This window comes from Pantoea sp. MBLJ3 (assembly GCF_000816655.1).
GTDB lineage: Bacteria > Pseudomonadota > Gammaproteobacteria > Enterobacterales > Enterobacteriaceae > Pantoea > Pantoea eucalypti.
In genome coordinates, this window is record NZ_JSUT01000029.1 from 250,691 (window position 1) to 274,236 (window position 23,546).

Below are 23,546 nucleotides of genomic sequence, written 5' to 3' on the forward strand. Positions count from 1 at the left end.
ATATGCGGTATTTATTTTTTTAAGGTTAAAACCCTGGCGTCTTTGGTTGTCAGGATTTTTATCTGGTTAGTCAGATTTATGTTTACTGGAGTTGTTGAGCGCACATCCAACGCTGCTGGCTTAATGCCGGCAGGGTCACTGGTATTAACGCACAGGAACTGAACATGCTTTTACGCTCATCCACACAGGCGGCTCTGGATCTCGCGCCAGCCTCCAACGCCAGCGGTGCCGAAACGGCCATTTTTAACGATCAGCAACTGGCGGCCTGGTCGCAGCAGACTCAGGAAGTGCTAACGCTGATGACGCGCACCGTTACCGGCGTAGAGAAGCCCTTCAGCGGCATTCTGCCCCACGAACTGGCGGCGGAGTTCAGCGAGGTCAATCTCGATCACCCACTCGGCAACAACGAGGATGCACTGGCGGAGCTGAGCCAGCTCTATCTTCGTGACGCCGTCTGGTTTCACCATCCTAAATACCTGGCGCACCTGAACTGCCCGGTGGTGCTGCCCTCGCTGATGGCAGAGCAGATTATGGCGGCAGTCAACAGCTCGGTCGATACCTGGGATCAGAGCGCAGGCGGCACCCTGATTGAGCAGAAGGTGATCGACTGGACGCTTGGCCGTATCGGTCTGCCAGCCGGATCGGATGGGATCTTCACCAGCGGCGGTACCCAATCCAACCTGATGGCAATGCTGCTGGCGCGTGACAGCTGGTGTGCCGCACATCATCCGGGACATTTGATTAAGCATCGTGGCCTGCCTGAAACTGCCTCGAAATGGCGGGTGTTTACCTCGAAACTCAGCCACTTCAGCATCCAGAAATCGATGGCGATTCTCGGTCTGGGCTATGACGCGGTTATCGCCGTCGATCACGATGACCATTACCGCATGGACGCGGGATGTCTGGCACAGGAGATCGCGCGTTGCCGCAGTGAAGGGCTAATCCCGATTGCAGTGGTCGCCACCAGCGGCACCACAGACTTTGGCAGCATCGATCCACTGCCGGAAATCGCCGGTCTCTGTGACGATTACGGTTTATGGATGCACGTTGACGCCGCGTATGGCTGTGGCCTGCTGGTCTCTGAAAATCATCGTTCCCGCCTGAATGGCATTGAGCGCGCGGACTCCGTGACCGTTGATTATCACAAATCGTTCTTCCAGACCGTCAGCTGTGGTGCCTTCTTTGTGCGGGACAGCCAGAATCTGAAGCATGTCACGCACCATGCGGACTACCTCAATCCGCTCAGCGCCCAGCAGGAAGGCACGCCGAACCTGGTCAACAAAAGCATTCAGACCACCCGCCGTTTTGATGCGCTGAAAATGTGGCTGACACTGCGCGTCATGGGCCCGGCGGCGCTGGGTGATGCCTTCGATACCCTGATCGATCTGACACAGGCTGCGCATCAGCTATTAACGGCGCATCCGGCCATTGAAGTGCTGCACGCGCCTGAGCTGACTACCCAGATTTTCCGCTACATTCCCGGCAAACATGCCAGCGACGCGCAGATCGATGAGATCAACGCCGCCATCCGTAAAGCGCTGTTCCGCTCCGGTAATGCGGTGATCGCCGGAACCAAAGTGGATGGACGTCAGTATCTGAAATTCACCCTGTTAAATCCCACTACCACCATTGCCGACCTCGAAGATGTGTTGAGCCTGATTGCGCATTACGGCCGCGAACAGGTTCGTGCTTCTGCGCTGAGCGCGGCGAATCAGGGAGCGATCTGAAATGAATAATCCTGTTTACGATTTTATTGGCATCGGCATTGGCCCTTTCAACCTGAGCCTGGCCTGTCTGAGTGAGCCGGTTGAGGGATTAAACGGTATTTTCCTGGATGAGAATCCCGGCTTTGACTGGCACACCGGCATGATGCTGGAAAACGCCCATCTGCAGACGCCGTTTATGGCCGACCTGGTGACACTTGCCGATCCGACCAGCCCGTACAGCCTGCTTAACTACATGAAGGAGAAAGGAAAACTATACTCTTTTTATATCCGTGAAGACTTCTTCCTGATGCGCAAAGAGTATAACCAGTACTGTCAGTGGGCCAGCTCTCGTCTGTCTAATCTGCGCTGGAACAGCCATGTGGAGTATGTCAGCTACGATGAAGCGGCCGGCATTTATCACCTCCAGGTGACCGACACCCGAAGCGGAGAGAAACAGCGCTATCAGGCGCGTCATCTGGTGCTCGGCACCGGGCCAAAAGCCTGGATGCCGGCGTGCAGCCAGCCGCACCGCCAGCGCCTGACCCACTCCAGCCATTATCTGGCCAACAAAGCGGAGTTGCAGCAGAAGCGTTCGATTACCGTGCTGGGGAGCGGCCAGAGTGCAGCGGAAATCTACTACGATCTGCTGACCGATATCGACCGCTTTGGCTATCAGCTCAACTGGATCACCCGCGCGCCGCGCTTCTATCCGCTGGAGTACACCAAGCTGACGCTGGAGATGACCTCGCCGGAGTGGGTGGACTATTTCCACGCCCTGCCCGCCAGCACACGTGACGAGCTGAATGCCCGTCACAAGAATCTCTACAAGGGAATTAACAGCAGCTTAATCAATGACATTTACGACCTGATGTATGTGAAGCAGCTCGACGGCGATCTCAACGTCAATCTCTTTACTCACTCGGCGCTGACCGCGATGCGCTGGCTGCCACAGGGCGAATTCGAACTGACGCTGCATCAGGAAGAGCAGGATTGCACCTTCACCCGTCGCACCGAAGGACTGGTGATGGCGACCGGTTATCACTACCAGCCACCGATGTTTTTAGAGGGTATCCACGCCCGCCTGCGCTGGGATGACAAAGGCCGCTATGACGTTCAGCGCAACTACAGCATCGATCATCACAATCAGATCTTCGTGCAGAACGCCGAACTGCATACCCACGGTTTTGTCACGCCGGATCTCGGCATGGCCTGCTACCGCAACTCAGTCCTGCTGCGTGAACTGACCGGACGCGAGGTGTATCCCATCGAGCGTCAGATCGCCTTCCAGACTTTCCCGGCTAAATCGGAGCACTGAGATGAGTTCACCAATACTGTTCAGGGCCGATCGTCCCGCAGGCCAGTTTACCCTGAGACCGATCCTTGAGCGCGATGCGTCACTCATCCACAGCTGGGTCACCCGTGATTACGCGCGCTTCTGGGGCATGCAGCAGCAGAGTCTGGAACAGGTCGCGGCGTTTTATCAGACGCTGACCGCATCCAATCCTCATGCCGCGCTGATTGGCTGCTGCAATGACAAGCCCATCTGCCTGATTGAGTGTTATCGCGCCCGCGACGACGAGGTCGGCACGTTTTATCCGGCCGCGCCTGATGATTACGGCATGCACATTCTGATTGCCCCGGCCAGCCAGCCAATCAAAGCCTTTAGCTGGCAGGTCTTCACGCTGGTGATGGACTACATGTTCAGCCGCCCCGAGGTAAACCGTGTCGTGGTAGAGCCGGACGTACGCAATGAAAAAATCCACGTGCTGAATAAACGCGCCGGATTCCGCTATCAGCACACCATCGACATGGGCCATAAAACCGCCTGGCTGGCCTTTTGCCAGCGGGACGATTATCAACACGCGTTACTGCAGGAGTCGCAGACCATGAATACCTCCGCTTCACTGACCGACGGCACACATCTGACGGGCGACAACTGGACACAGGCCAACCGCATGCTGATCCGCAAAGCGATTGCCGAGTTCACGCATGAAAAAATCATCACGCCGCAGGCATCGCAGGATGGCAGCTATCAACTGGCGGTGCCGGGCGGTGAAGCAACGTACCATTTCCAGGCGGCGCGGCTGGCGCTGGATCACTGGGAAATCGACGCGAAGTCACTACGCAAGCAGGAGAACGGTCGCGATCTGCCGCTGGATGCGCTGAAGTTTATTGTGGAATTCAATGGCGAGATTGGCATTCCGCAGGCGTTGCTGGCGACCTATATGGAGGAGATCAGCAGCACACTGTGCAGCAGCGTGTATAAACTTCAGAAGAATAATCCCGACAGCCAGGCGCTGGTCTCAGCCGATTTCCAGACCGTGGAAGCGGCAATGACCGAAGGCCATCCCTGCTTCGTCGCTAACAACGGACGTATCGGTTTCGATGCGCAGGATTATCTGGCCTATGCGCCGGAAGCCGCCGCGCCCGTACACCTTATCTGGGTCGCTGTTCACCGCCGCAATGCCCATTTCTCCAGCCTTAGCGGGCTGAGTTATGAACAGTTGATGCGTGATGAGCTGGGCGACACCACCCTGGAACACTTCAATACGCAGCTGGTGAATAAAGGGCGGGCGGTTGAGGACTATATCCTGATGCCTGTGCATCCGTGGCAGTGGCAGAACAAACTGCTGACCGTGTTTGCGGCGGACATCGCTAATCACGATATTGTTTATCTTGGCAGCGGCGACGATGCTTATCAGGCGCAGCAGTCCATCCGCACCTTCTTTAATCGCAGCCAGCCTTCTAAGCGTTATGTGAAAACCGCACTGTCGGTGCTGAACATGGGCTTTATGCGCGGTCTGTCACCCTACTATATGGCGACAACGCCTGCTATTAACGGCTGGCTGGAACAGCTGGTGGCGGGGGATGCGTGGCTTCAACGCTGTGATTTCCGTATCCTGCGCGAAGTCGCTTCCGTCGGCTATCACAACCGCTACTATGAGCAGGCGATCAAAGGCGATTCCGCCTACAAAAAGATGTTTGCAGCGCTGTGGCGGGATAATCCCGCGGCCAGCCTGCAACCTGGCCAGCGTCTGATGACCATGGCCTCATTCCTGCACGTTGATCACCATCAGCAGGCTCTGCTGCCTGCACTGATTGCCGACTCCGGTTTGCCAGCGAAGCAGTGGATTGATCGCTATCTCACCTGCTACCTCAGCCCGCTGCTGCACTGCTTCTATCAGCATGACCTGGTGTTTATGCCGCATGGTGAAAACCTGATCATGCTGCTGGAGAACAACGTGCCAGTCAGTGCTTACATGAAGGATATCGGCGAAGAGATTGCCGTGATGAACCCGGATGCCGTGCTGCCGGAGGGCGTGCAGCGCCTGGCGGTGGATGTGCCGGAGAACCTCAAATTACTGTCGATCTTTACCGATGTATTTGACTGCATCTTCCGCTTTATCAGCGCGATTCTGCATCAGTCAGGAACGCTGCCGGAAGAGGATTTCTGGCAGGCGGTGGCGCAATGCGTGAAGGATTATCAGCAGGCGCATCCCGAGCATGCCACTAAGTTCGCCCGTTATGACATGTTTGCGCCGGAGTTTACCCGCTCCTGTCTGAACCGCCTGCAGCTGGCGAATAATCAGCAGATGATCAACCTTGCCGATCCCGCCGAGAATCTGAAGTTCGCGGGTACGCTGGTCAACCCGATTGCCCGCTGGCGCTAAGCGTTACACTGTCACTCTGATTTAATGCGGTCACTTCGGTGGCCGCTTTTTAATGGTTATATTGCAGGTATTCATCATGGCTTCTTTTCTGCCGGTGGCGCAACTGACCCGCCGACATCTGATCTTTCCGCTCTCGCTGGTCTTATTCGAGTTCGCCACCTATATCGCCCATGACATGATCCAGCCCGGCATGCTGCTGGTGACACAGGAATTTAAGGTCGGGCCTGAATGGGTTTCTACCTCGCTGACCGCCTATCTGGCGGGTGGCATTCTGCTGCAGTGGCTGCTTGGACCGCTCTCGGATCGCATCGGGCGGCGTCCGGTGCTGCTCAGCGGCGTGGCGTTTTTTATGCTCTCCTGCATCGCGACCCACTGGGTACAGAGTATTGAACAGTTCATCCTGCTGCGGTTTCTTCAGGGGATGAGCCTCTGCTTTATCGGGGCGGTAGGTTACGCGGCGATACAGGAGGCGTTCACAGAGTCGCTCAGCATTAAAATGATGGCGCTGATGGCCAACGTCGCCCTGCTGGCCCCACTGGCCGGGCCGCTGGCGGGCGCAGCTTTTCTTACCGTGGGAGAATGGCGCACCCTGTTCTGGTTGATTGGGGCTGTCGCGGCGCTGGCGCTGGCCGGGCTGTGGTATGCCATGCCTGAAACGGCGGGCGATCGTCAGACACCGCTGTCGCTGCGTTCGATTATTGGCGGTTATGCCTTATTGCTAAAAGAACCTCAGGTGATGCGCGGCTCGCTGGCGATCGGGCTGGTCACCGTGCCCTGCATTGCCTGGGTAGCATTGTCGCCCGTGATTTTGATCCACGGTGCGCAACTGAGCCGCATCGACTATGCGCTGTTACAGCTGCCGGTTTTTGCCGCCATGATTGCAGGTAATCTGACTCTGGGTCGATTATCCAGCCGTCTGCCCATTGAACAGCCTGTAAGACTCGGTGCATGGCCTGTGGTCTGCGGACTGACCATTGCAGCGATCGCCACCATGATTAACCCAGACAGCTATCTGTGGCTGACTGCCGGAATGAGTCTCTACGGTTTTGGCACCGGACTGGTCAACGCCGGGCTCTATCGCATGACGCTTTTTTCCAGCAACGCAGGCAAAGGCAGTGTGGCGGCGATGCTTGGGATGGTGAGCATTCTGATCATTGCACTCGGCATTGAAGCCGCCAAAACCGCGTATTTCAGCTTCGGCAACGGTGGTTTTAGCATAGTGAATCTGATCTGCGGTCTGCTATGGCTGGGTCTGGTCAGCGCATTCCTTCGTGCAGGACAGCGAAAATTATGCGCGGAGTAGTCATTACCCAGCTATAAAAAATTGCGGGATGGCAAAACAGTGTTTGTCATTCCGCACGCTCAGAACACTGATTAAATCTCCTTCACTTCCGCATTGATTTTATTCAGATAAGCTTCGACCAAATCGTTACTTTATCTGCGTGTTGCGTCATTCGATGATGATTCCGCCTGCTGAGGCAATGGATAAATCTTTTATGCCGGAAACACAGGGATACCATGACTTTGCCTTTAACTGAACAACTGGTGCAGTGGCGTCGCGAACTGCACCAGCATCCTGAACTTTCGAATCATGAATATGCCACTACGGAACGGATTACACGCTGGCTGGAACAGGCAGGAATCCGGCTGAAGCCGCTGGGGCTGAAAACCGGCGTCGTGGCAGAAATCGGTCATGGCGAACCGCTGATCGCCCTGCGCGCGGATATTGATGCGTTACCGATTGAAGAAACCACCGAGCGACCGTGGCGATCACAGCAGCCGGGCGTGATGCACGCCTGTGGTCACGACGTTCACAGCGCCGTGATGCTCGGTGTGGCGTTGCAACTGAAACAGCAGGAAGAGACGCTGCCTGGTCGGGTGCGGATTCTGTTTCAGCCCGCCGAAGAGACTTTCAATGGCGCGCGTCAGCTGATTGAAGCCGGTGCGCTGGAAGGCGTTCAGGCGATATTCGGCCTGCACAATGCGCCTGACCTGCCGCTGGGCATGCTTCAAAGCCGGGCGGGTGCGTTTTATGCCAACGTCGACCGCTTTGTGATCCGCATTGAGGGCAAAGGCGCGCATGCCGCACGACCGCAGGAGGGGATCGATTCGATCGTGATTGCCAGTCATATCGTGACGGCACTGCAGACCCTGCCGAGCCGGGTATTCAGCTCGCTGGAAACGGTGGTGCTGAGCGTAACGCGCTTTACCGCCGGTAATACCTGGAACGTGCTGCCGCAAAGCGTTGAGCTGGAGGGCACCGTACGCACTCACAACGGCGAGATTCGGGCGCAGATCCCGCACCGCATGCGGTCACTGATTCAGGGTATCGCCGCCGGGTTTGGTGCGACCGCAGAACTGGAGTGGACCGAGGGACCGCCGGCCCTGATTAATACGCCAGGCTGGGTGGATGTTGCTCTGGACGTTGCAGAACAGAGTGGCTATCTCGCGGAGCATGCTGAGTCGCCACAGATGGGCGGAGAAGATTTTGCCTTCTATCTGCAACAGGTGCCGGGCGCGTTTGTCAGCATCGGCAGTGCCAGCCAGTTTGGGCTGCATCATGCCGCCTTCGATCCGGATGAAGCCCTGATCGGCCCGGCGGTGGCGTACTTCACCCAGCTGGTGCCGCGCGCGTTGCAGATTGTGGCGGCGCAATGACGAAAAAAGGAATGCCGGTGACGGGTGACATCGCATTTCAGGAGCAGCCTGAGGCGATTGTGGTGGAGTCCACTGAAGGTTTTAACCTGGCACTACGTTTTACCTGAGTGCAGACCTGTTATGTTGTGAAAAACGCCTCAAATGAGGCGTTTTTCACAGGCGTTACAACGATACAAATCAGAAAGTGTAGCTGGCGGTCACTGAAAAATTACGCGGTTCGCCGTAGACCACAGAGCTGGCCACGTTGGTGTCATACTCTTTGTCGCACAGATTATTGAGATTGCCCTGCAGTGACAGGTTTTTGTTCACCTGATAGCGGGCGAATAGATCAACCAGTGCATAGCTGCCCTGCCGCGCGCGCCAGGTGCCATTACCTTCCGGGCCGCCGACATCGTTCCAGACGTGCGTCTGCCAGTTTACGCCGCCACCCAGCGTCAGCTGCTGCAGTGTCGGCAGACGATAGCTACTGAACAGGTTAAAACTGGTCTGCGGCAGTTGCGGGTTAAACGTGCTGCCATCGCGATTTTCCGCGATGTAACGCGACCCGCCAAAAGTCATCTGCCAGTTGTCGGTTAATGCACCGTTGACTTCGAACTCCACACCACGACTCACAACCCCTTTGCGGCCAACGTAGGCAACATCTCCAGAGCCCTGAATGGTCTGCGTCGTCGCTTCACCTGCGTTATCCAGCTCCGTGCGGAAAACTGAAACGGAGGTTGTCAGGCGACTGTCCAGCCAGTCAGATTTCACGCCTGCCTCGTAGTTTTTACCGATAACCGGCGACAGGTAAGCACCGCTGGCATCGCGGTAATCCTGGGGCTGGAACACCGAGGTATAGCTGGCGTAAACCGACCAGTTTTCGGCGAAGTCATAAATCAGCCCGCCATACGGCGTAATGTTGTTTTCTTCCGCTTCGCCACTTAAGGTTTCGCGATTCCAGTTGGTGTAACGGGCGCCGAGAATCAGGTGCAGCGGATCAGCAAGTGACAGGCGGGTTGCCATGTAAGTTGATTTCTGGCGAACCAGTTGGGTATCGCTGGCAGGCAGACGCGGTGTCCAGTTGGATTCCGGATACTGGCCGTTGAAGTCGTTATAGTTACCTAACGACGCCGACGAGATATTCTCAAAGGTGCTGAAGTACTTATTATCCTGGCGGGTGTAGTTGACGCCCACCATCAGCTCATGCTGGCGCCCCAGCAGTTCATACGGGCCGCTGGCAAAAGCATCCACTGCATCCACTTTCCGTTTGCCGGTGTTATAACCGGTTCCGCCCACCACCGGATAGTCAGCATAGGAAGAGACACCCGCGCCGGTATTGCGATCGAAAAAGCCATCAAGATAGATCTGCTTACTGTCCAGACGCATCTCGTTGTGCGCCCCGTTCAGGGTGATGTTCCAGCCGTTATCGAAATCCTGCTTCAGGTTTACAAAGAGTTTGCGATTCTCTTTGTCGTTATAGGCCCAATCAGGCGCGGTGTTGTAGCCGCGACGGGTATGAATCTGTGTGCCGTCCGTGTACCAGCGTGGTGCGCCGCCCCACATGGTGGAGTCGGTATTGACCTGACTGAACTCATAACCGACAGAGAGCGTGGCAGAATCCGTCAGATCGGCGTCAACTACGCCATAGATGAACTGTTTTTTAGCGCCGTAGCGTTCGATGAAGCTGTTGTTATCCTGCCAGCCTGCAACCAGTCGGCCACGCACATTACCTGACTCACTGAGCGGCGCCGAAAGATCGGCAACATAACGCTGTTTGTTCCAGCTGCCGTAGCTGGCAGAGACGGTGCCGCCGAATTCTTTGCTGTCCGCATGTTTGCGTACCATATTGATGGCTGCTGAAGGATTGCCTGGCCCGGTCATCAGCCCCGTTGCGCCGCGAACCACTTCAACGCGCTCATACAGGGCCATATCGGTCTGTGCATCGCCCAGGTTCCAGCGTTCGGCAAAAGCAGTGGGAATGCCATCGACCATATAGTTGTCGATCATAAAGCCGCGCGCATAGTAGTTAGTGCGGTCCATATCCCCACTGATGCCGCGGATTCCAGTGGTATTTGCCAGCACATCATTCAGCGACTGAAGTTGCTGATCTGCCATTCGCTGCTTGCTGACAATGCTGACTGACTGCGGCACATCACGCGCAGTGCCCAGCATTTTTGTGCCTGCACGGGTAACCGGGACGCTGTAATCGGTTTCGGGCGAAGAGACCGCAGCAGCATTATCGGCAGCGGTAACGGTCAGAGTCTGGTCAGTGCTGGCAGCGGGTGCCTGAGTCTCTGCGGCATGCGCAATGTTATGTGCCAGTGATGAGGCGACAATCACGGCCAGCAACGAGAAGCGAAATGGACGTTGCAGAGCAATCACGTTCTTAATCCTGGGATGCTGAAGATCGAAGGCGTTCATTAATTCCTCAATTATCTTTATGTTTTTATGCTGCCATTATCACGGCCCTGCATCCTGCGGGCATCGCCTGACTGCTTATGCTCAGAGAAATCAAAAACCCTCTCGTAAGCGTTTACGCGCAAGTGTGAAAAAACTTTAAAGCAAATGAGAAATATACGCATTGCGATTATCAATGCAAGATTTGGTTAACAAACAATGCTGATTCTTTCAAAAAAGTATTTATCGGGTTCGGACTGCTGGAGAGGATCGCCAGCAAGGAAGGGATTTTCACATCAGTGTAAAAGCGAATTTAACCTCGGTAAGCAAATGCTGCTTCATTTTAAATAATTATAAAATCCTGTAATGCCCGTTCATTGAGCTGAAGTTTCCCTTTCTCATGCAACAATCCCCGTCTTGATTCATTTTTTTCCTTATTTAACACCAGATATTGCAGGAATTCGTCAATGCGCAAAATTTTACCTCTTAAAGCGCTGATCATTACGTCCGTTTTCAGTGTATTTTCAGCCTCCGCCGCCACACTTATGCAGAATGTGAGTTCAGGCTGGGAAAATTTCAGCAATAACGTCGCCACCACCTGGCAGCAACCTGAGGGAATCGACTTTTACCTTCCCGCTATTACCTGGCACAACCGTGCAACCTACGATCGGGAACATATTAATAAATATAATGAAAGACCCTGGGGCGCAGGTGGAGGGATTTCCCGTTACGACGAAAAAGGCAACTGGAACGGCATCTATTTAATGGCGTTTAAGGACTCCTTTAATAAATGGGAACCCTTCGGTGGCTATGGCTGGGTGGCAACCTGGCGGCCGCTTGCTGATCAGAGTTTTCACTGGGGCGCAGGTTACACTGTTGGCGTGACCGCACGACACAACTGGGACTATATTCCGGTGCCAGCCGTCCTGCCACTGGCCTCAATCGGCTATGGCGATCTCGATTTCCAGATGACCTATATTCCCGGTACGCATAACAACGGGAACGTCTATTTTGCCTGGCTGCGCTACCACTTCTGATTATCCTGAATGTAAGCGTTAGCGTGACATCGCCATGATAGAGAGATCGTTCAGGGAAAGCGTCTCGCCATCATAGCGATGTCGCAGCAGATAATAACTTTCGCAGTGAATAATCTGCTCAACCGCATCCGAAAAGGTGTTCATCGCGCTGCGCATCTGGCTCAGATAGTCATGAGTGTCATACACCCGGTCGATACCCTCCAGCGCATGATTCATGATTTTGCGGGCCACATCATTAGGCGTGTCGAGCGCGGAAAGTTTAGATCGTGCGGTCCGGCGCAAATCGCGCGGCGTAAAGGCTTCCAGCCCGAGTCCGCGTGGAGCGCGAATCATCCGGCGCAATGCCTGGTTCAGTGCGCCTTTTGACAGTGGCTGTTGCGGATCCCGTGGCGCAGGCACCAGCCAGGGGGAATCGGGATCCGCATCGCGCAGCAATGCTTCAATGCATTGCTTCATCAGGGGTGAAATGGGTAACACATGTTCCCGCTGTGATTTGTTGCGTGTGCCCTGCATCCACAATCCTAACTGCAGATCGAACTCCGTTTTTTGCGCCTGTACGATTTCATCAGGCCGTCGGGCACTGACAAGACACAAACGCAGCGCCCAGCGGACTTGTTCTGATAATGCCCAGTTGTCCAGCCCATGCCAGAAAACCCAAATTTCCGCATCAGTGAGTTGCCGACTGCGCGGCGGCGTTGAGCGACCTGCGACATCCCGTTTCTTCATTGAGGCAATAGGTGAATGATCGAGATAACCCTGCATCTCAGCCCAGGCAAGGAATTGTTTAGTCAGCGCAAAGACCCTTCGCGCCTCCTCTTTTTTACCGTCGGCAATCAGAATGTTGTAGAGCCGGTTGAGCCGTAAACGGTTCAGTGCTTTGAGGGGCAGCAACCCGATGTTGGGCAGAACATGTTTCAGCAGCGATGAAATCGCGATCTCGGGACGCCGCCGGCTGCTTAGCAATGACAGTTTGACCCAGACTTTCATCACCTGCTCAACCGTGCCTTCATCGCCAAAATTATCCAGCTCACTAAGCGTGGCAGTTTTTACCTGCTCCAGCCAGACCAGTACATGACGGCCCACATACGCTGAACGGTCCATGGTCTGAGTCAGATTTGTTGTCACATCGCTACCTGTAGCTAACTTCAAAGCGGGCCATTCTAGTCACAATTTATCTGTGAATCCAGACCTATTAAGTCTGGAGTCACAAAGATGCGTTTTGAGTAAAATTGAAGGCGTTGATGGGGTGTTATGCTGAACCAGAAAAGGGATTTTTACTGGATAAAAATGCGATACAGAAGCGCTTCAGGAGTGAAACATCAACGTAATGATCTTGTGACTCACTTATGTTCCTCAATGCCATCCATGGCGTATAAATTCCAGTCTCAATCGGGCAGCAAGTGATACCAGCCCGGGATGAACGCTGTGCGTCATCAGCTGCCAGCCTGACAGGATAATGATTTACACAGCCCGCTCTTCACCAAAACAGCATGTGCTTTACTGGCAGGCTCACCGTATCCACTATTTGAAATCAACCTGCATCAACTCGGCGATGGTGGAGTCGCGGGTTGTTACTACGCAGCGATCCAGGTAATCGGTAAATCTTGAGGGTTTGTTCATACCCAGTTGCAGCAGTTTGGAATTATCGAATACCACATTCAGGTTTGAGAAATGACCATACAAATTCATGGCGCGCAGCATGATGCGTTCGTTGCAGGGCCCGAACAGATCCTTAAAGGTTCTTCTGCTGTCAGAGAGCTGTTTATAGGACACCTTCTGATAATCAACGCCGAGTGCCCTGCTCCCTGATGCTTTAGCCATCGCTTCGTCAATTTCAGCGAAGGTCACACTGCTCTGTGTGCCAGCAGAGATATGAATCACCTCATTAATGACGTCTTCTGCATCAAGCAGCATCACCAGGGCATCCGCGCAGTAATCAACCGGAACGACATCAATACGATCGTCCAGGTCGCAGGTGAATTTCCCCAATGCCAGCGCCATACGGAATACCCAGAAAATACTGGCTGACGGCAGACAACCCTGATCGGAATGGCCCACGACGATTGATGGCCGGGCGATGACCAGAGGCAGTTCCGGCAGCTTTTCGGTCATCATTTTTTCAATTGAGGCCTTACTCCAGGTGTACTCGACAACATGCTGATCGCGGCTGGAATCGAGTCCGCCTTCAGTCACCAGCGAGCCACGCTCCGGTGCACAAGACATCGCCGTACCCACGTGGATAAATTTCTCAAGTCCCGCGACACGGCTCATGCGTTCAGCGAACTGGAATGTGCCTTCAACATTCACTTTCCAGATAGTGGGATTGTTACCAAAAGAGGCAACGGCAGCACAGTTAATAACGTGGGTGACGTCATTAATCCGGGAGTCATTGATAAAGTTTTCCGTTAATGCCAGATCACCTAAAATGATATTTTCAGGTGTTATCGTGTGAATAACTGACTCACTTAAGCCAAAGTTTTTAAGGTTAGCTTTAAGCCTTTTTAGCCCTTCTTCAACCGTCTCGCCTCTGACCAGCAGCAGCAGCCTATCCTTGACCTTGTTCTGTAATAAATTTGCTACAACAGCCCCGCCTAAAAAACCTGTAGAACCAGTAATAAGGATTTTTTTCATGATAGTGCCATTTAATCTGATTGATCAAAGGAAGCATTACTAAACCGCTTCCCAAACAGGAAACAATTAAAAAATAAATTGTTCAGGTAAATCATTTCTGATGTATGCGCTGGTCAGTTCAGGTTTACTGCTGAGTCCGACGTCAATGCCTTCCAAACCTGTCACTTCGTAAACCCGACCAGTATAAGGCCAGTTTCTATCGCCAGGCTCAACAACACTGCAGATATTTTACGAAACACGTTCGTTGAAGATTTATTTATATTCTACACAGGAGTAATAACTGCTGACCTCCCCACTCTGCGGCTAAGCTGTCGCTTTAATTTGAACCATTTTCCTCAGTCGGGATCAAGCTATATTAGATTTATATTTTGTGAACTTTACAGGTTAGTTATAAATTAAGTTTATTAAGAATCCATTAGGACTGAATTATTTTTCAAAGATTATCTGCAGGTTAAACAAAAACAATTTAAATTATTCATTAAGCAAGCCGTTTAAACAGCGTTTAATTATCATCGTTTTGTCTCTGCCAATCATAATAGTCTTTTTAAAACGCAGGCGCTCTGAGACGTTTCAGTGCCGCGTCAGACAGAAACGGTTTCCCGGCGAGGGAATTTAACGCAAGAACGACACCCGCTCAAAGCATGACCAGTTCTCAACAGGATGCCATGGGTATTTTGTATGAATACGATCAATCCCTGACAACCCAGCCAGCCAAAGGCTCTCTTACTCGCATGAATGGCGTGAAAAGGGTCGAAACAGGCCGATGGGAAAGCGCGCGTCATGTCACGTTTAAAAGTATCGAGCCAAAAGAGCAATCTCTGCGACAGCCGGTTATTCTTCTGGTTCACAGTGACTACATGCCCTCTCACTTTATAAAGGAAAAGAATTCCTGCACGAAATATTATCTGTAAACAGATGCAGATTACTATTCTGAATAAAAACTCGCCATTTTTTCGCCTCACTGGCTGAAAAGCGTAACCACAGGTAACTATCTTCGTGATATCTGTATCCTGACGAGAGAAAAGAGCCAAAAAGGAGCTAAGCTCTGATGAGTTCAACGTGCAACTATGACTACCAGGATATTGAGTAATGAAAAAATTATCAGTTATCGTTATTGCTACCGGCTTGTTTTTGTCAGTAAATTTACAGGCTAATGCTGAGGGATGTCTTAAAGGAGCCGCAGTTGGAGGCGTGGCAGGTCATGTTGCTCATCATGGTGTCGCCGGAGCTGCAGCAGGCTGCGCAGTCGGTCATCATATGGCAAAGAAAAAGCAGAAAGAAGCTGAGAAAAATCAGCAGGCACAGCAGGCTCAGAAATAAGCTGAACTTTGGTGTTGACCTAGACCCGCCAATGGCCGGATAACACTTTATCCGGCTATTGTTGATTTTTATTGTTAACTACCCAGAATAAATACAGGTGTAGCTGTGCATGAACAGCAGGGATTCGCAGCTTATGATTTACGCTGGCTCATAAAATTATCACCTACCAATTCCGCAGTTATTTAAGCATCATGATTTTGACGCCATTCATCGACCATCTGCTTTGAGACCTCTTTTTTATAACAGGTCGGTGCATAACCACCCTGCTTGCTCCATGCGCTTCGTCCGCCACAGCTACTGCCATTTCGCGCAGCACTAAATGGGCATGCACATACACCTGAATATGAGACGATTGAATCCTCGATAATGCGCTGGCGAATGAGATCATCGTTTTGCTTTGATGTCTTCGCTTGAGACGCACCAACCCAAAATATTGTCAGGAAGATAACCAGACTAAAAACGATTCTGTTGTTATTCACGATTTCCTCCAGAAGTGAGGAGGATAATTTAACGCAGTCCAATTCATCTCAATCCTGTGAACAACAGACTATTGTGTGCCTAATCCTGGAAATGTAACCCTCCAGTTATTAAATGAATATCAGTACTATCATCTAAATTATATCTAAATATTAGAATAAAAACCTATATACTTCTTCTTTATACATATAGATTGTCGCAAGCCTTCATCAATGTACAATTCTCAAACCCAGAGCACAGTGATTTGTCATCTCAGATAATGACATCACGTTTTATAGCGTTGCTTGCCTGAGGTTGGTTTTAGGATTCACGCTAAGCTTTATTCATTATGGGAGAAGGTCGTGGAACAAAAAAGAAAAGATAAAGTTATTGAGAAGTAATTTAAACAATGAATATGGCCAGCTGTAGTTGTTGATCGTACAACTCTATACGTTATGAACCTTAATTCTGGCTTGATATTTATAATTGCAATGCTGGATAGCAACCCCTTAATCATGGAATAAATTCAGGAATGCTGGCTTTTTCATTCTATCAGCCAGTACAGGCAAAACGGGTGAAACAGTATTGTGACATTTACTCATGGCCTTCGATCAGGGCTGAGTAATTCTATAAAGTTGGTTTTTTATGATAGTAAAATATACTAATCGGATAATTTCCTGTGTGAGTGCAGCTCTTGTTTTATTGTTATTTTCGCCATCAACTTTCGCCACACCCGTTATTGGCATCGGCAGTATGTATGATGTCCTGACGCCAGGAATGCAAAGTATGACTAAAAGAATATATAACACAGGTGACTCCACCGCATTTGTTCGGGTTGAGATTCTTGAAATACATCCTGAGCGACAGGATAAAAATAATGAGTTACCACAAAAAGAGGTATCCGGAAAAACACTGGAACGTGAGAGACTTATTGTGACACCACAGCGCCTTATTATTCCCCCATCAGGATTTCAGAGTGTCCGTATGCTCTGGCCTGGTGAGCGTAACAGTGAGCGATATTTTCGCATCAGATTCATCCCTGTTATGCCAGAGAGCGACGATGGCTTTGGACTTGATAAGAAAGCAGTGAGTGAATACCGTAAAGAAAACCTGCAGGCAGGACTTAATGTCCTCACCGGGTACGGAACTATTCTAATCGTCCAACCGGAAAAGCCTTTATTTAATACCGTGATACACGATGCGGCGCCAGACTCTTTATCAGTGCGAAATAACGGCAACGCTACGGTGTCACTGGATGCAATACGCCAATGTAAATTTGCGAATACGGATTGTGGTTCCGTAACACGAGAATTCATTCTTCCTGGCCGAACACACGATGTGAAACGGAAGGCAGGATATAAAACGAATTTCACTCTTATTGAGGGAAGCAACAAACGGAATTTGAGTTATTAATTCCGTAAATATCTTCAGGCGAAAGTTTGCCTGTAATTAAAGACCACTTAAAACATTAGGATATTATTAAACATGAAACGCAACCTTTCTATTCTTAAAAAATCCTTTTCTACCGCACTAATTTCCTGTGCAATTTTAGGCGGCGCAGTTGCGCATGCAGCTGACAGCCAAAGCTATACCATCAATTTATCTGCAACTGTTCCTTCAGATACTTTTCAGGTGATCCCTGTTGATTCTGGCTGGATTAACCAGACACAGGATATGGCTTACGACATTTCTACCAGCAAACTTAAAGTCTTTGAGAAAGAGTTTCAGTATAAAAATACCAATGGTGGTATTCAGGCAACACTGACCGGAAACCTCAACTCTGATGGTAAACCGCAGCTATCTAATGGAACAGATGTTATTCCTCTGGCTGTGACATTTAATGGTGTAACCCTTAGCAAAACAGCTACAACTGTTGTTACCAATGAAGATGCCAAAGCCGGTGGTCGAACAATGTTAAAAATCTCTCAGGCTGATGAGAAGGCTCTTGATATGAGTGGTTCGTTCACTGGTTCAGTTGCAATGGTCTTTGAACCTGCTGTCGTTACGCCAGAGTCCTGATAAATATGAGTTAAATATTTCATTGAGCACACCAGATGAGGGCCGCCACAGGATTGTGGCGGTTTTTTATGAAAAAGACTCTTTTTGCACTTATTTTACTTCCGCTTATATCCCATGCTGATGATATGATGCTGGCCGCAAATATGCGGAAATTACCTGAAGATTTCCGCCGGTACTTCTACAACTCTGAGATTATTGTTCAGGTCTATCTGAATGACAGCCGGTTATTTGATGCGGCGGTTGCCTTAAAAGAAAATGGAAATATTCGTCTGCTGCGTATAATCGATGACGCTCAGGATACTGACCCGGAAATTCAGACGCTATGGCGTGATTTACTTGCAAAAGGCGTATCGATTGGTAAATGCGAGAAAAACTGTCCATCCGGCCTGATGGCGGTGCAGTACAAACTTGATAATTCTGTGCTGAAACTTTATACCCAGAATTATGAGACAGCCCGTGCCAGAAGCACATACATTTCCATGCCGGAAGAAACACCCGGTGGAATAATTATGTATAACGATGCATCGGTTACAACCTCGGAGGCATCACGAAGCTGGGGCATAAATTCATCGCTCACTTCATCTCTTGCTAACTGGAGCCAGAAAGCATCCTTTCAGTCATCCGGAACGAACGGTAAATATAACTATAGTAGTTCTAGTCTTTATGAACTCTACACGCAAAAAGAACTTCAGGGCAGTTTTATTCGCCTGGGCTTTTTTACTCCAGACAATGATACCGGTAATGTACAGACATCCGGATTCGGTTACGACACCGTAGTCGGTGCAATGTGGGGAACTTCAGATACACTCCTGGTCAGTACGGACAGTGTCAGCGCCTGGCCTGTTTATGTGACTGGACGTAATCGATCCATCGCAGAAGTCTGGCGTGATAATCGCCTGATTCATACCCAGGAATTACAGGCTGGTGTGCAGGCGCTGGACACCCGTCAGTTGCCTGGTGGCATTTACGATATAACCATTAAAATCATTGAAAATGGGCAAACCGTCGATACTCAGCAGGCGCAGATCTACAAACCTCAGGGATGGAGCGACCCAAACCGACGCTGGCGTATGAATCTCTGGAGTGGCCAGCACAGAACCCTGGCTTCTGGAAAGGGTCGCGTACGAGACGATAACCCTTATGCCGTTGGGGGTGGCATTGATGTGCTGGCACACCCCCGTGCTGTTCTGGGCATTAGCGGAGCGGCGACAGATAAGGAAAATCAGGTCAGAACACGGGCGAATATAACGCTATCCCCTGATGACAGTCTTTTTGCCCAATACACGCTGGGAAACACAGAATATCAAACGAACCAAAATACCGACATTCGCTATTATCGCAATATCTCCGGTGGCAGTTCTGCCAGCATATTCTGGCGCTCAACAACGTCAGATATCTATGGGCACAGAACGTCATCACGCCAGCAGGGCGATACATGGGGAAGCACCCTTTCGCTCCGGCTTCCCTGGTCAACATCCGTCATTGTTAACGGGCAATATATGGATACTGTCTGGCGCCGCGGATTGGGTGCCGATATATCACTGACCACGCTGGCCTCTCTGTCCGGACATGACATAAATTATCGGGTCAGCGCATACGACCGCCCCGGCTTTAATGACAATCGTCGCGACCATGGTATTTCATTTGGTGTCAGCCTCTCACTGGCACCGGCGGCACGGCACATCCTGTCAACTGAAACAGGCATGAACCAGAACCATGGGTATTCCAGTCTGAACTATCAGTGGCAGCCCGGAGAGGACAGTAGCATCCGCACTCTCGGAGGCGGCGTCTCATACAGTCAGCTAAATACCGTCATCAGCGGCAATGCCTCAGTTGATACGCCGTACGTTAGCGGAGATGGTTACGTTCAACATAATACTCAGGGTAATACCAACGTAGCGGGCGGTAATCTGAGCCAGGTTCTGGTTATTGGCGGAGGCAAAATGGCGTCTGTCAACGGAAGTAAAAGTCGTAGCATGGAGTCCGCCCTGATTGTCGACGTGGACTCAGATGATGACACGACGAATATCCTGGCTTCAGGCCGGATGGCTGAGACGCGGTTGAAAGTGGGTCGTAATATTGTACCGGCAGAGTTGTGGAAAAAAGATAACGTCCAGTTTACTGCCAGTGGCGGTGATGCTGTACAGGTCTCACCAGCCTTCGACAGTGTGCAGATGCAACGTGGCAGCGTGAAATACATAAAAGTAAAGGCAGTGAAGACCTTCACTCTCGTAGGGATGCTGCAGGACGAAAATGGCAATGTCCTGAGAAACCGCTATGTGAACACTGATGTAGCCAGTGGCGTGATAAACGCTGAGGGAGTACTGACACTGGACTCCGGAACAGAGAACAGAAAACTTAAGATCAGGGCCGAAGAAGGTTTACCCGCAATGCAGTGTGACCTCCCGACCGGAATCGACAGAAATAAAAAAGTGCAATTCATCAGCGCAATAAAATGCCGGGCTATCGACACGGGAGACAAAAAATGAAGAGCGTAATATTACGGTTTTTGATGAGCACCCTGCTGCTTGCCGGCTGTGCATCGGCCAACGCCGCAACAATGGATATCTCAGCATCGTTTTCACCTTCAATGGATAATCCGGAAAATAATGCGTTCACGAATACCACACCGCAAAGTGGATTTTGTGCCACACACCCAGCAAACTGTGTCGACGGGACAAAAAGTCTGGCGACTGGACTGACACTTACCCCATCCAGAGGGCTGACACCACAGGATGACAAAAGAGAGAGTCTTTTTTTTAAATGGCCCTCGTCTACCCGGAAAATAATGGTTACAAATATAGAAACGGGAAACACGCAGGAGGTGCATTTCAGGGTATCGTCGTTTAGTGGTCGTTATACTGCCAATAGTGACTCAGGAGTATACAATTGGGGTCGGGGAGACGCTGCTTTCAGTCTATATCCTGATGGCGGTTGCAGTAGTTTACATGCAGGTTGGGGCGCTAATGCTTGGCTGGAATGGTTATGGTGGGTCCCAGAAGGAAATTCCGGTTGTTATAAAATAAGCAGTGTTGAACGCCCGGTTGGCGATAGTAAATTCATAAATAAAGTCAATGAGCTAAGTTTTGGATATGACCTCAAAGCCCCAGATCCATTGAAAATGGAATCCGGAATTTATACTGGAAGGCTAGCCCTACGTGTCGGACCTGGAGGCGATATCGATTTCGGTGACAACTTTCAGGCATCAGACAACGAACTCGATATCAATTTTACACTGACCGTGAATCATGAACTCAAACTGACAACGACACCCGAAAACCGGGCAGTGTCCCTGCAGCCCTGTGCGCCCGGCCGCATCTGTAGTGAAGAGGAAGGTTCTGCAAACTGGGAGCGCTGGATGGTGAACCGTATCACTCCTGAACTGACCGGAAAAAGTAACTTTACTCTTTCAAGCTCTGGCGAATTTACGGTTTATCTCCAATGCGAGCAGCAGAGCGGTTCAGACTGCGCCCTTAAAAGCGACAACACGCCTTCGCAGACCGTGCCCGTCCGGACCCTTCTGACCCTGCCGGAGAATATTATTGATCATTCAACAGGCTCAACCGTGTCAAAACGGCGACTGACCACAGGGAAAGATTTAACAAAAAACGTATTCACAACAAAAAGCTTTGGTCAGAACAGAGCTGGAAGCATCGAATTTCTGGTAGGGCAAAAAGACGTTGATACCATGCTAAAAACCCGCCCGGATACGTATCGTGGTGCTGTAACAGTCATCTTTGATCCGGATATTTATTAAAATCAATCTGGCAATGCCGCCGTTTTTATCATGTTGATGGATTAAAAGGCGCTGAAACAGAACGTTTCCGTTGCGGGCAATCAGTTCGCAACGGGAATAATCACGACATCAACGTTTTATCATGACTCTTCATCACAACGATAAAAATGCAGTTAGTAATTCACTTATGTATAGCGCAGTAACTGGCTGATACGCATTCAGGGTGAATGCCGTTCATCCTGTACGGGTTATTCAGTCATCAACAATGGGGCCTGCCCTGCTCCAGGGTTTAAGGGCATGCCTGTATAGGCCAGGTGTCTGTTTTCGGTTCATGGTCTGACTAAACGACATAAAAAATCCGGAAACGAAACGCTTCCGGATTTTTATACAGTTGCTGGATTGTTTAATCGCCAATTATCAAAACGGCATCAACCCGTTTAGTGACTTGCCGGTCAGGTAAAGCACGATACTGATTAAGTCCGCACGCGCAGCGCTGCCTCAATCCTGTCAGCAATTCGGGTGACTAAGTAGGCAATTACCATGTAGAACACCACCGCAATCAGGAAAGCTTCGAGATAATAGAAGTTCAGTGCTGCCGTCAATTGTGCCTGAGCAAAGATATCGACTACTTCGATGGCAAATGCCAGCGACAGCGCTTTCATGATCACCATAAAAGCATTTGCCAGATCGGGAATCGCCGCGACGATAATCTGCGGGAACATCACCCGGCGAAACAGCTGTCCGCCGCTGTAACCGAGTGACAGGGCGGCATCCGACTGGCCGTTGTCAAACGAGTTCAGTGCCCCTTTCCACACTTCAGCCTGGAATGCTGCGACGCAGGCGCTTAACGCCACGATAATGATCACCCAGTTCGGCAGCGAGTGTGCATTGACTTCCACGCCCAGTAACGTGGCAACAAAGTGCAGCGCCGGAGGCAAGCCGTAATAGGCGAGGAAAATGACCACTACCATCGGCACACCTTTGAAGGCGATTTTGTAGATAATCACCAGCTGGCGCAGCACCGGCATGCGGCGATGCTCAATAAAGGCAAACAGCCCGCCCAGTAGTGTCGAACAGATAAAAACTGTAACAGCCATCAACAGCGTCACTGGCACCGCATCAAGAATGCTCCAGAAGTCCGGCAGCAAAACCTCAGCATCAAACATGGTTTTTCTTCCTCACTCAAACGCTGGTGGTGAACTTCACGCGCGCAGCAGACTTCGAGCTGTATTTCGCATGACGTTGTTCAAAGAAGCGGATAACCAGCCATGCGACGCCGCACAGCAGCGAATAAAGTACGGCCAGCACGAGATAGGTGCCGAACTGATACTGGTTGTAATCGCGTTCCATAATCAGGTGCGCGGTCGCCATCACATCTGCTGCACCGATGTACATCACCAGTGCCACGTTGTGAATCAGATAGATGATTGCATTACCGTAACCCGGCAGCGCAAAGTGCACCGCCTGCGGGCCAACGACACGCAGCATTTTCTGGCGGAAACTGTAACCAAGGCTGTCGGTGGCATCGTGCTGACCACGTTCAACCGCGAGGTAAGCCGGGCGCATCACTTCCGATAAATAACCGCCGTGATACAGGCTCAGACCAATCATTGCCGCCACGTTGGCCGTGAAGAAGTCGTTAAAGCCAAAGTTATCGGTGATCAGTGGCATGCCGTAGAAAGCCACAAACAGCTGCAATACAACCGGCACGCTGCGGGCATAAGAAACGTAGAGATCGGCCAGCTGGCTGAGCACGGGAATACGGCGCACGCGGAAAAAGGTCGCGATCAGCGCCAGAAAAAACCCGACAATCATCGCCACAAACATGATGCCGAGCGTTAAAGGCAGTGCCGACAGCAGTTCTGGAATCATGGAGGAAAGATTCACGGTTAAACACTCCTGCTAATAAGGACAGCATGCGCCCGGCTCATCGCCG

The 23,546-nt window shown here is 51.1% G+C and carries 17 protein-coding genes; 11 read left to right on the forward strand and 6 right to left on the reverse strand.

All coding sequences use genetic code 11. The annotated features are described in order from the left end of the window. Positions 1 to 164: 164 nt before the first annotated feature. The 5 genes from NP77_RS20335 to NP77_RS20355 all read left to right on the forward strand — a co-directional run bounded on the left by NP77_RS20335 (position 165) and on the right by NP77_RS20355 (position 8,035). Positions 165 to 1,727, forward strand: coding sequence for an aspartate aminotransferase family protein (locus NP77_RS20335; RefSeq protein WP_039661440.1), 1,563 nt, complete (start codon positions 165 to 167; stop codon positions 1,725 to 1,727). A gap of 1 nt (position 1,728) precedes the next feature. Then, entirely contained in the window at positions 1,729 to 3,021 is a 1,293-nt protein-coding gene (locus tag NP77_RS20340; protein ID WP_039661441.1) for a lysine N(6)-hydroxylase/L-ornithine N(5)-oxygenase family protein, read from the forward strand. Position 3,022: 1 nt separating this feature from the next. Beyond that, positions 3,023 to 5,377, forward strand: coding sequence for a GNAT family N-acetyltransferase (locus NP77_RS20345; protein ID WP_039661442.1), 2,355 nt, complete (start codon positions 3,023 to 3,025; stop codon positions 5,375 to 5,377). Positions 5,378 to 5,453: 76 nt separating this feature from the next. Further along, positions 5,454 to 6,680 carry an MFS transporter gene (locus tag NP77_RS20350; RefSeq protein WP_039661443.1) on the forward strand — a complete coding sequence of 409 codons (1,227 nt, stop codon included), beginning with the start codon at positions 5,454 to 5,456 and terminating at the stop codon, positions 6,678 to 6,680. 215 nt (positions 6,681 to 6,895) lie between these two features. Next, positions 6,896 to 8,035, forward strand: coding sequence for an amidohydrolase (locus tag NP77_RS20355; RefSeq protein WP_039661444.1), 1,140 nt, complete (start codon positions 6,896 to 6,898; stop codon positions 8,033 to 8,035). 177 nt (positions 8,036 to 8,212) lie between these two features. Here NP77_RS20355 and fhuE read toward each other — a convergent pair whose 3' ends face one another. Then, positions 8,213 to 10,435 (reverse strand): ferric-rhodotorulic acid/ferric-coprogen receptor FhuE, encoded by a 2,223-nt coding sequence (fhuE, locus tag NP77_RS20360; protein ID WP_039661445.1) that lies wholly within the window; start codon positions 10,433 to 10,435, stop codon positions 8,213 to 8,215. A 443-nt stretch (positions 10,436 to 10,878) separates the two neighbouring features. Between fhuE and pagP the strand changes: the two genes are divergently transcribed. After that, a complete protein-coding gene (gene pagP / locus NP77_RS20365; protein WP_039661446.1) occupies positions 10,879 to 11,448 on the forward strand; it encodes a lipid IV(A) palmitoyltransferase PagP in 570 nt (189 codons plus the stop codon). Positions 11,449 to 11,466: 18 nt separating this feature from the next. On the opposite strand, the gene NP77_RS20370 is transcribed toward pagP, so the two are convergent. Then, entirely contained in the window at positions 11,467 to 12,549 is a 1,083-nt protein-coding gene (locus NP77_RS20370) for a site-specific integrase (RefSeq protein ID WP_181405302.1), read from the reverse strand. Positions 12,550 to 12,969: 420 nt separating this feature from the next. Further along, entirely contained in the window at positions 12,970 to 14,079 is a 1,110-nt protein-coding gene (locus NP77_RS20375; protein ID WP_003855059.1) for an SDR family oxidoreductase, read from the reverse strand. A 1,089-nt stretch (positions 14,080 to 15,168) separates the two neighbouring features. On the opposite strand from NP77_RS20375, the gene NP77_RS20385 reads away from it, so the two are divergent. Then, entirely contained in the window at positions 15,169 to 15,399 is a 231-nt protein-coding gene (locus NP77_RS20385) for a hypothetical protein (RefSeq protein WP_003855058.1), read from the forward strand. Between the two features lie 182 nt (positions 15,400 to 15,581). On the opposite strand, the gene NP77_RS20390 is transcribed toward NP77_RS20385, so the two are convergent. Further along, on the reverse strand, positions 15,582 to 15,845 hold the full coding sequence (locus NP77_RS20390; protein WP_369700130.1) for a hypothetical protein: 264 nt from the start codon (positions 15,843 to 15,845) through the stop codon (positions 15,582 to 15,584). 691 nt (positions 15,846 to 16,536) lie between these two features. Here NP77_RS20390 and NP77_RS20395 point away from each other — a divergent pair. The 4 genes from NP77_RS20395 to NP77_RS20410 all read left to right on the forward strand — a co-directional run bounded on the left by NP77_RS20395 (position 16,537) and on the right by NP77_RS20410 (position 21,631). Further along, positions 16,537 to 17,268, forward strand: a complete 732-nt coding sequence (locus NP77_RS20395; RefSeq protein ID WP_231572349.1) for a hypothetical protein — start codon at positions 16,537 to 16,539, stop codon at positions 17,266 to 17,268. A gap of 72 nt (positions 17,269 to 17,340) precedes the next feature. After that, a complete protein-coding gene (locus NP77_RS20400; protein WP_008924634.1) occupies positions 17,341 to 17,874 on the forward strand; it encodes a CS1 type fimbrial major subunit in 534 nt (177 codons plus the stop codon). Between the two features lie 68 nt (positions 17,875 to 17,942). Then, positions 17,943 to 20,363: a TcfC E-set like domain-containing protein gene (locus NP77_RS20405; protein ID WP_039661449.1), complete on the forward strand. Its 2,421-nt coding sequence runs from the start codon at positions 17,943 to 17,945 to the stop codon at positions 20,361 to 20,363. Then, positions 20,360 to 21,631, forward strand: coding sequence for a hypothetical protein (locus NP77_RS20410; RefSeq protein ID WP_039661450.1), 1,272 nt, complete (start codon positions 20,360 to 20,362; stop codon positions 21,629 to 21,631). Before NP77_RS20405 ends, NP77_RS20410 begins: the two co-directional genes overlap by 4 nt. Before the next feature lie 452 nt (positions 21,632 to 22,083). Here the strand turns inward: NP77_RS20410 and NP77_RS20415 are convergent, their stop codons facing one another. After that, positions 22,084 to 22,776, reverse strand: coding sequence for an amino acid ABC transporter permease (locus tag NP77_RS20415; protein ID WP_003855051.1), 693 nt, complete (start codon positions 22,774 to 22,776; stop codon positions 22,084 to 22,086). 16 nt (positions 22,777 to 22,792) lie between these two features. Beyond that, on the reverse strand, positions 22,793 to 23,482 hold the full coding sequence (locus NP77_RS20420) for an amino acid ABC transporter permease (RefSeq protein WP_197066380.1): 690 nt from the start codon (positions 23,480 to 23,482) through the stop codon (positions 22,793 to 22,795). Positions 23,483 to 23,546: the final 64 nt, after the last annotated feature.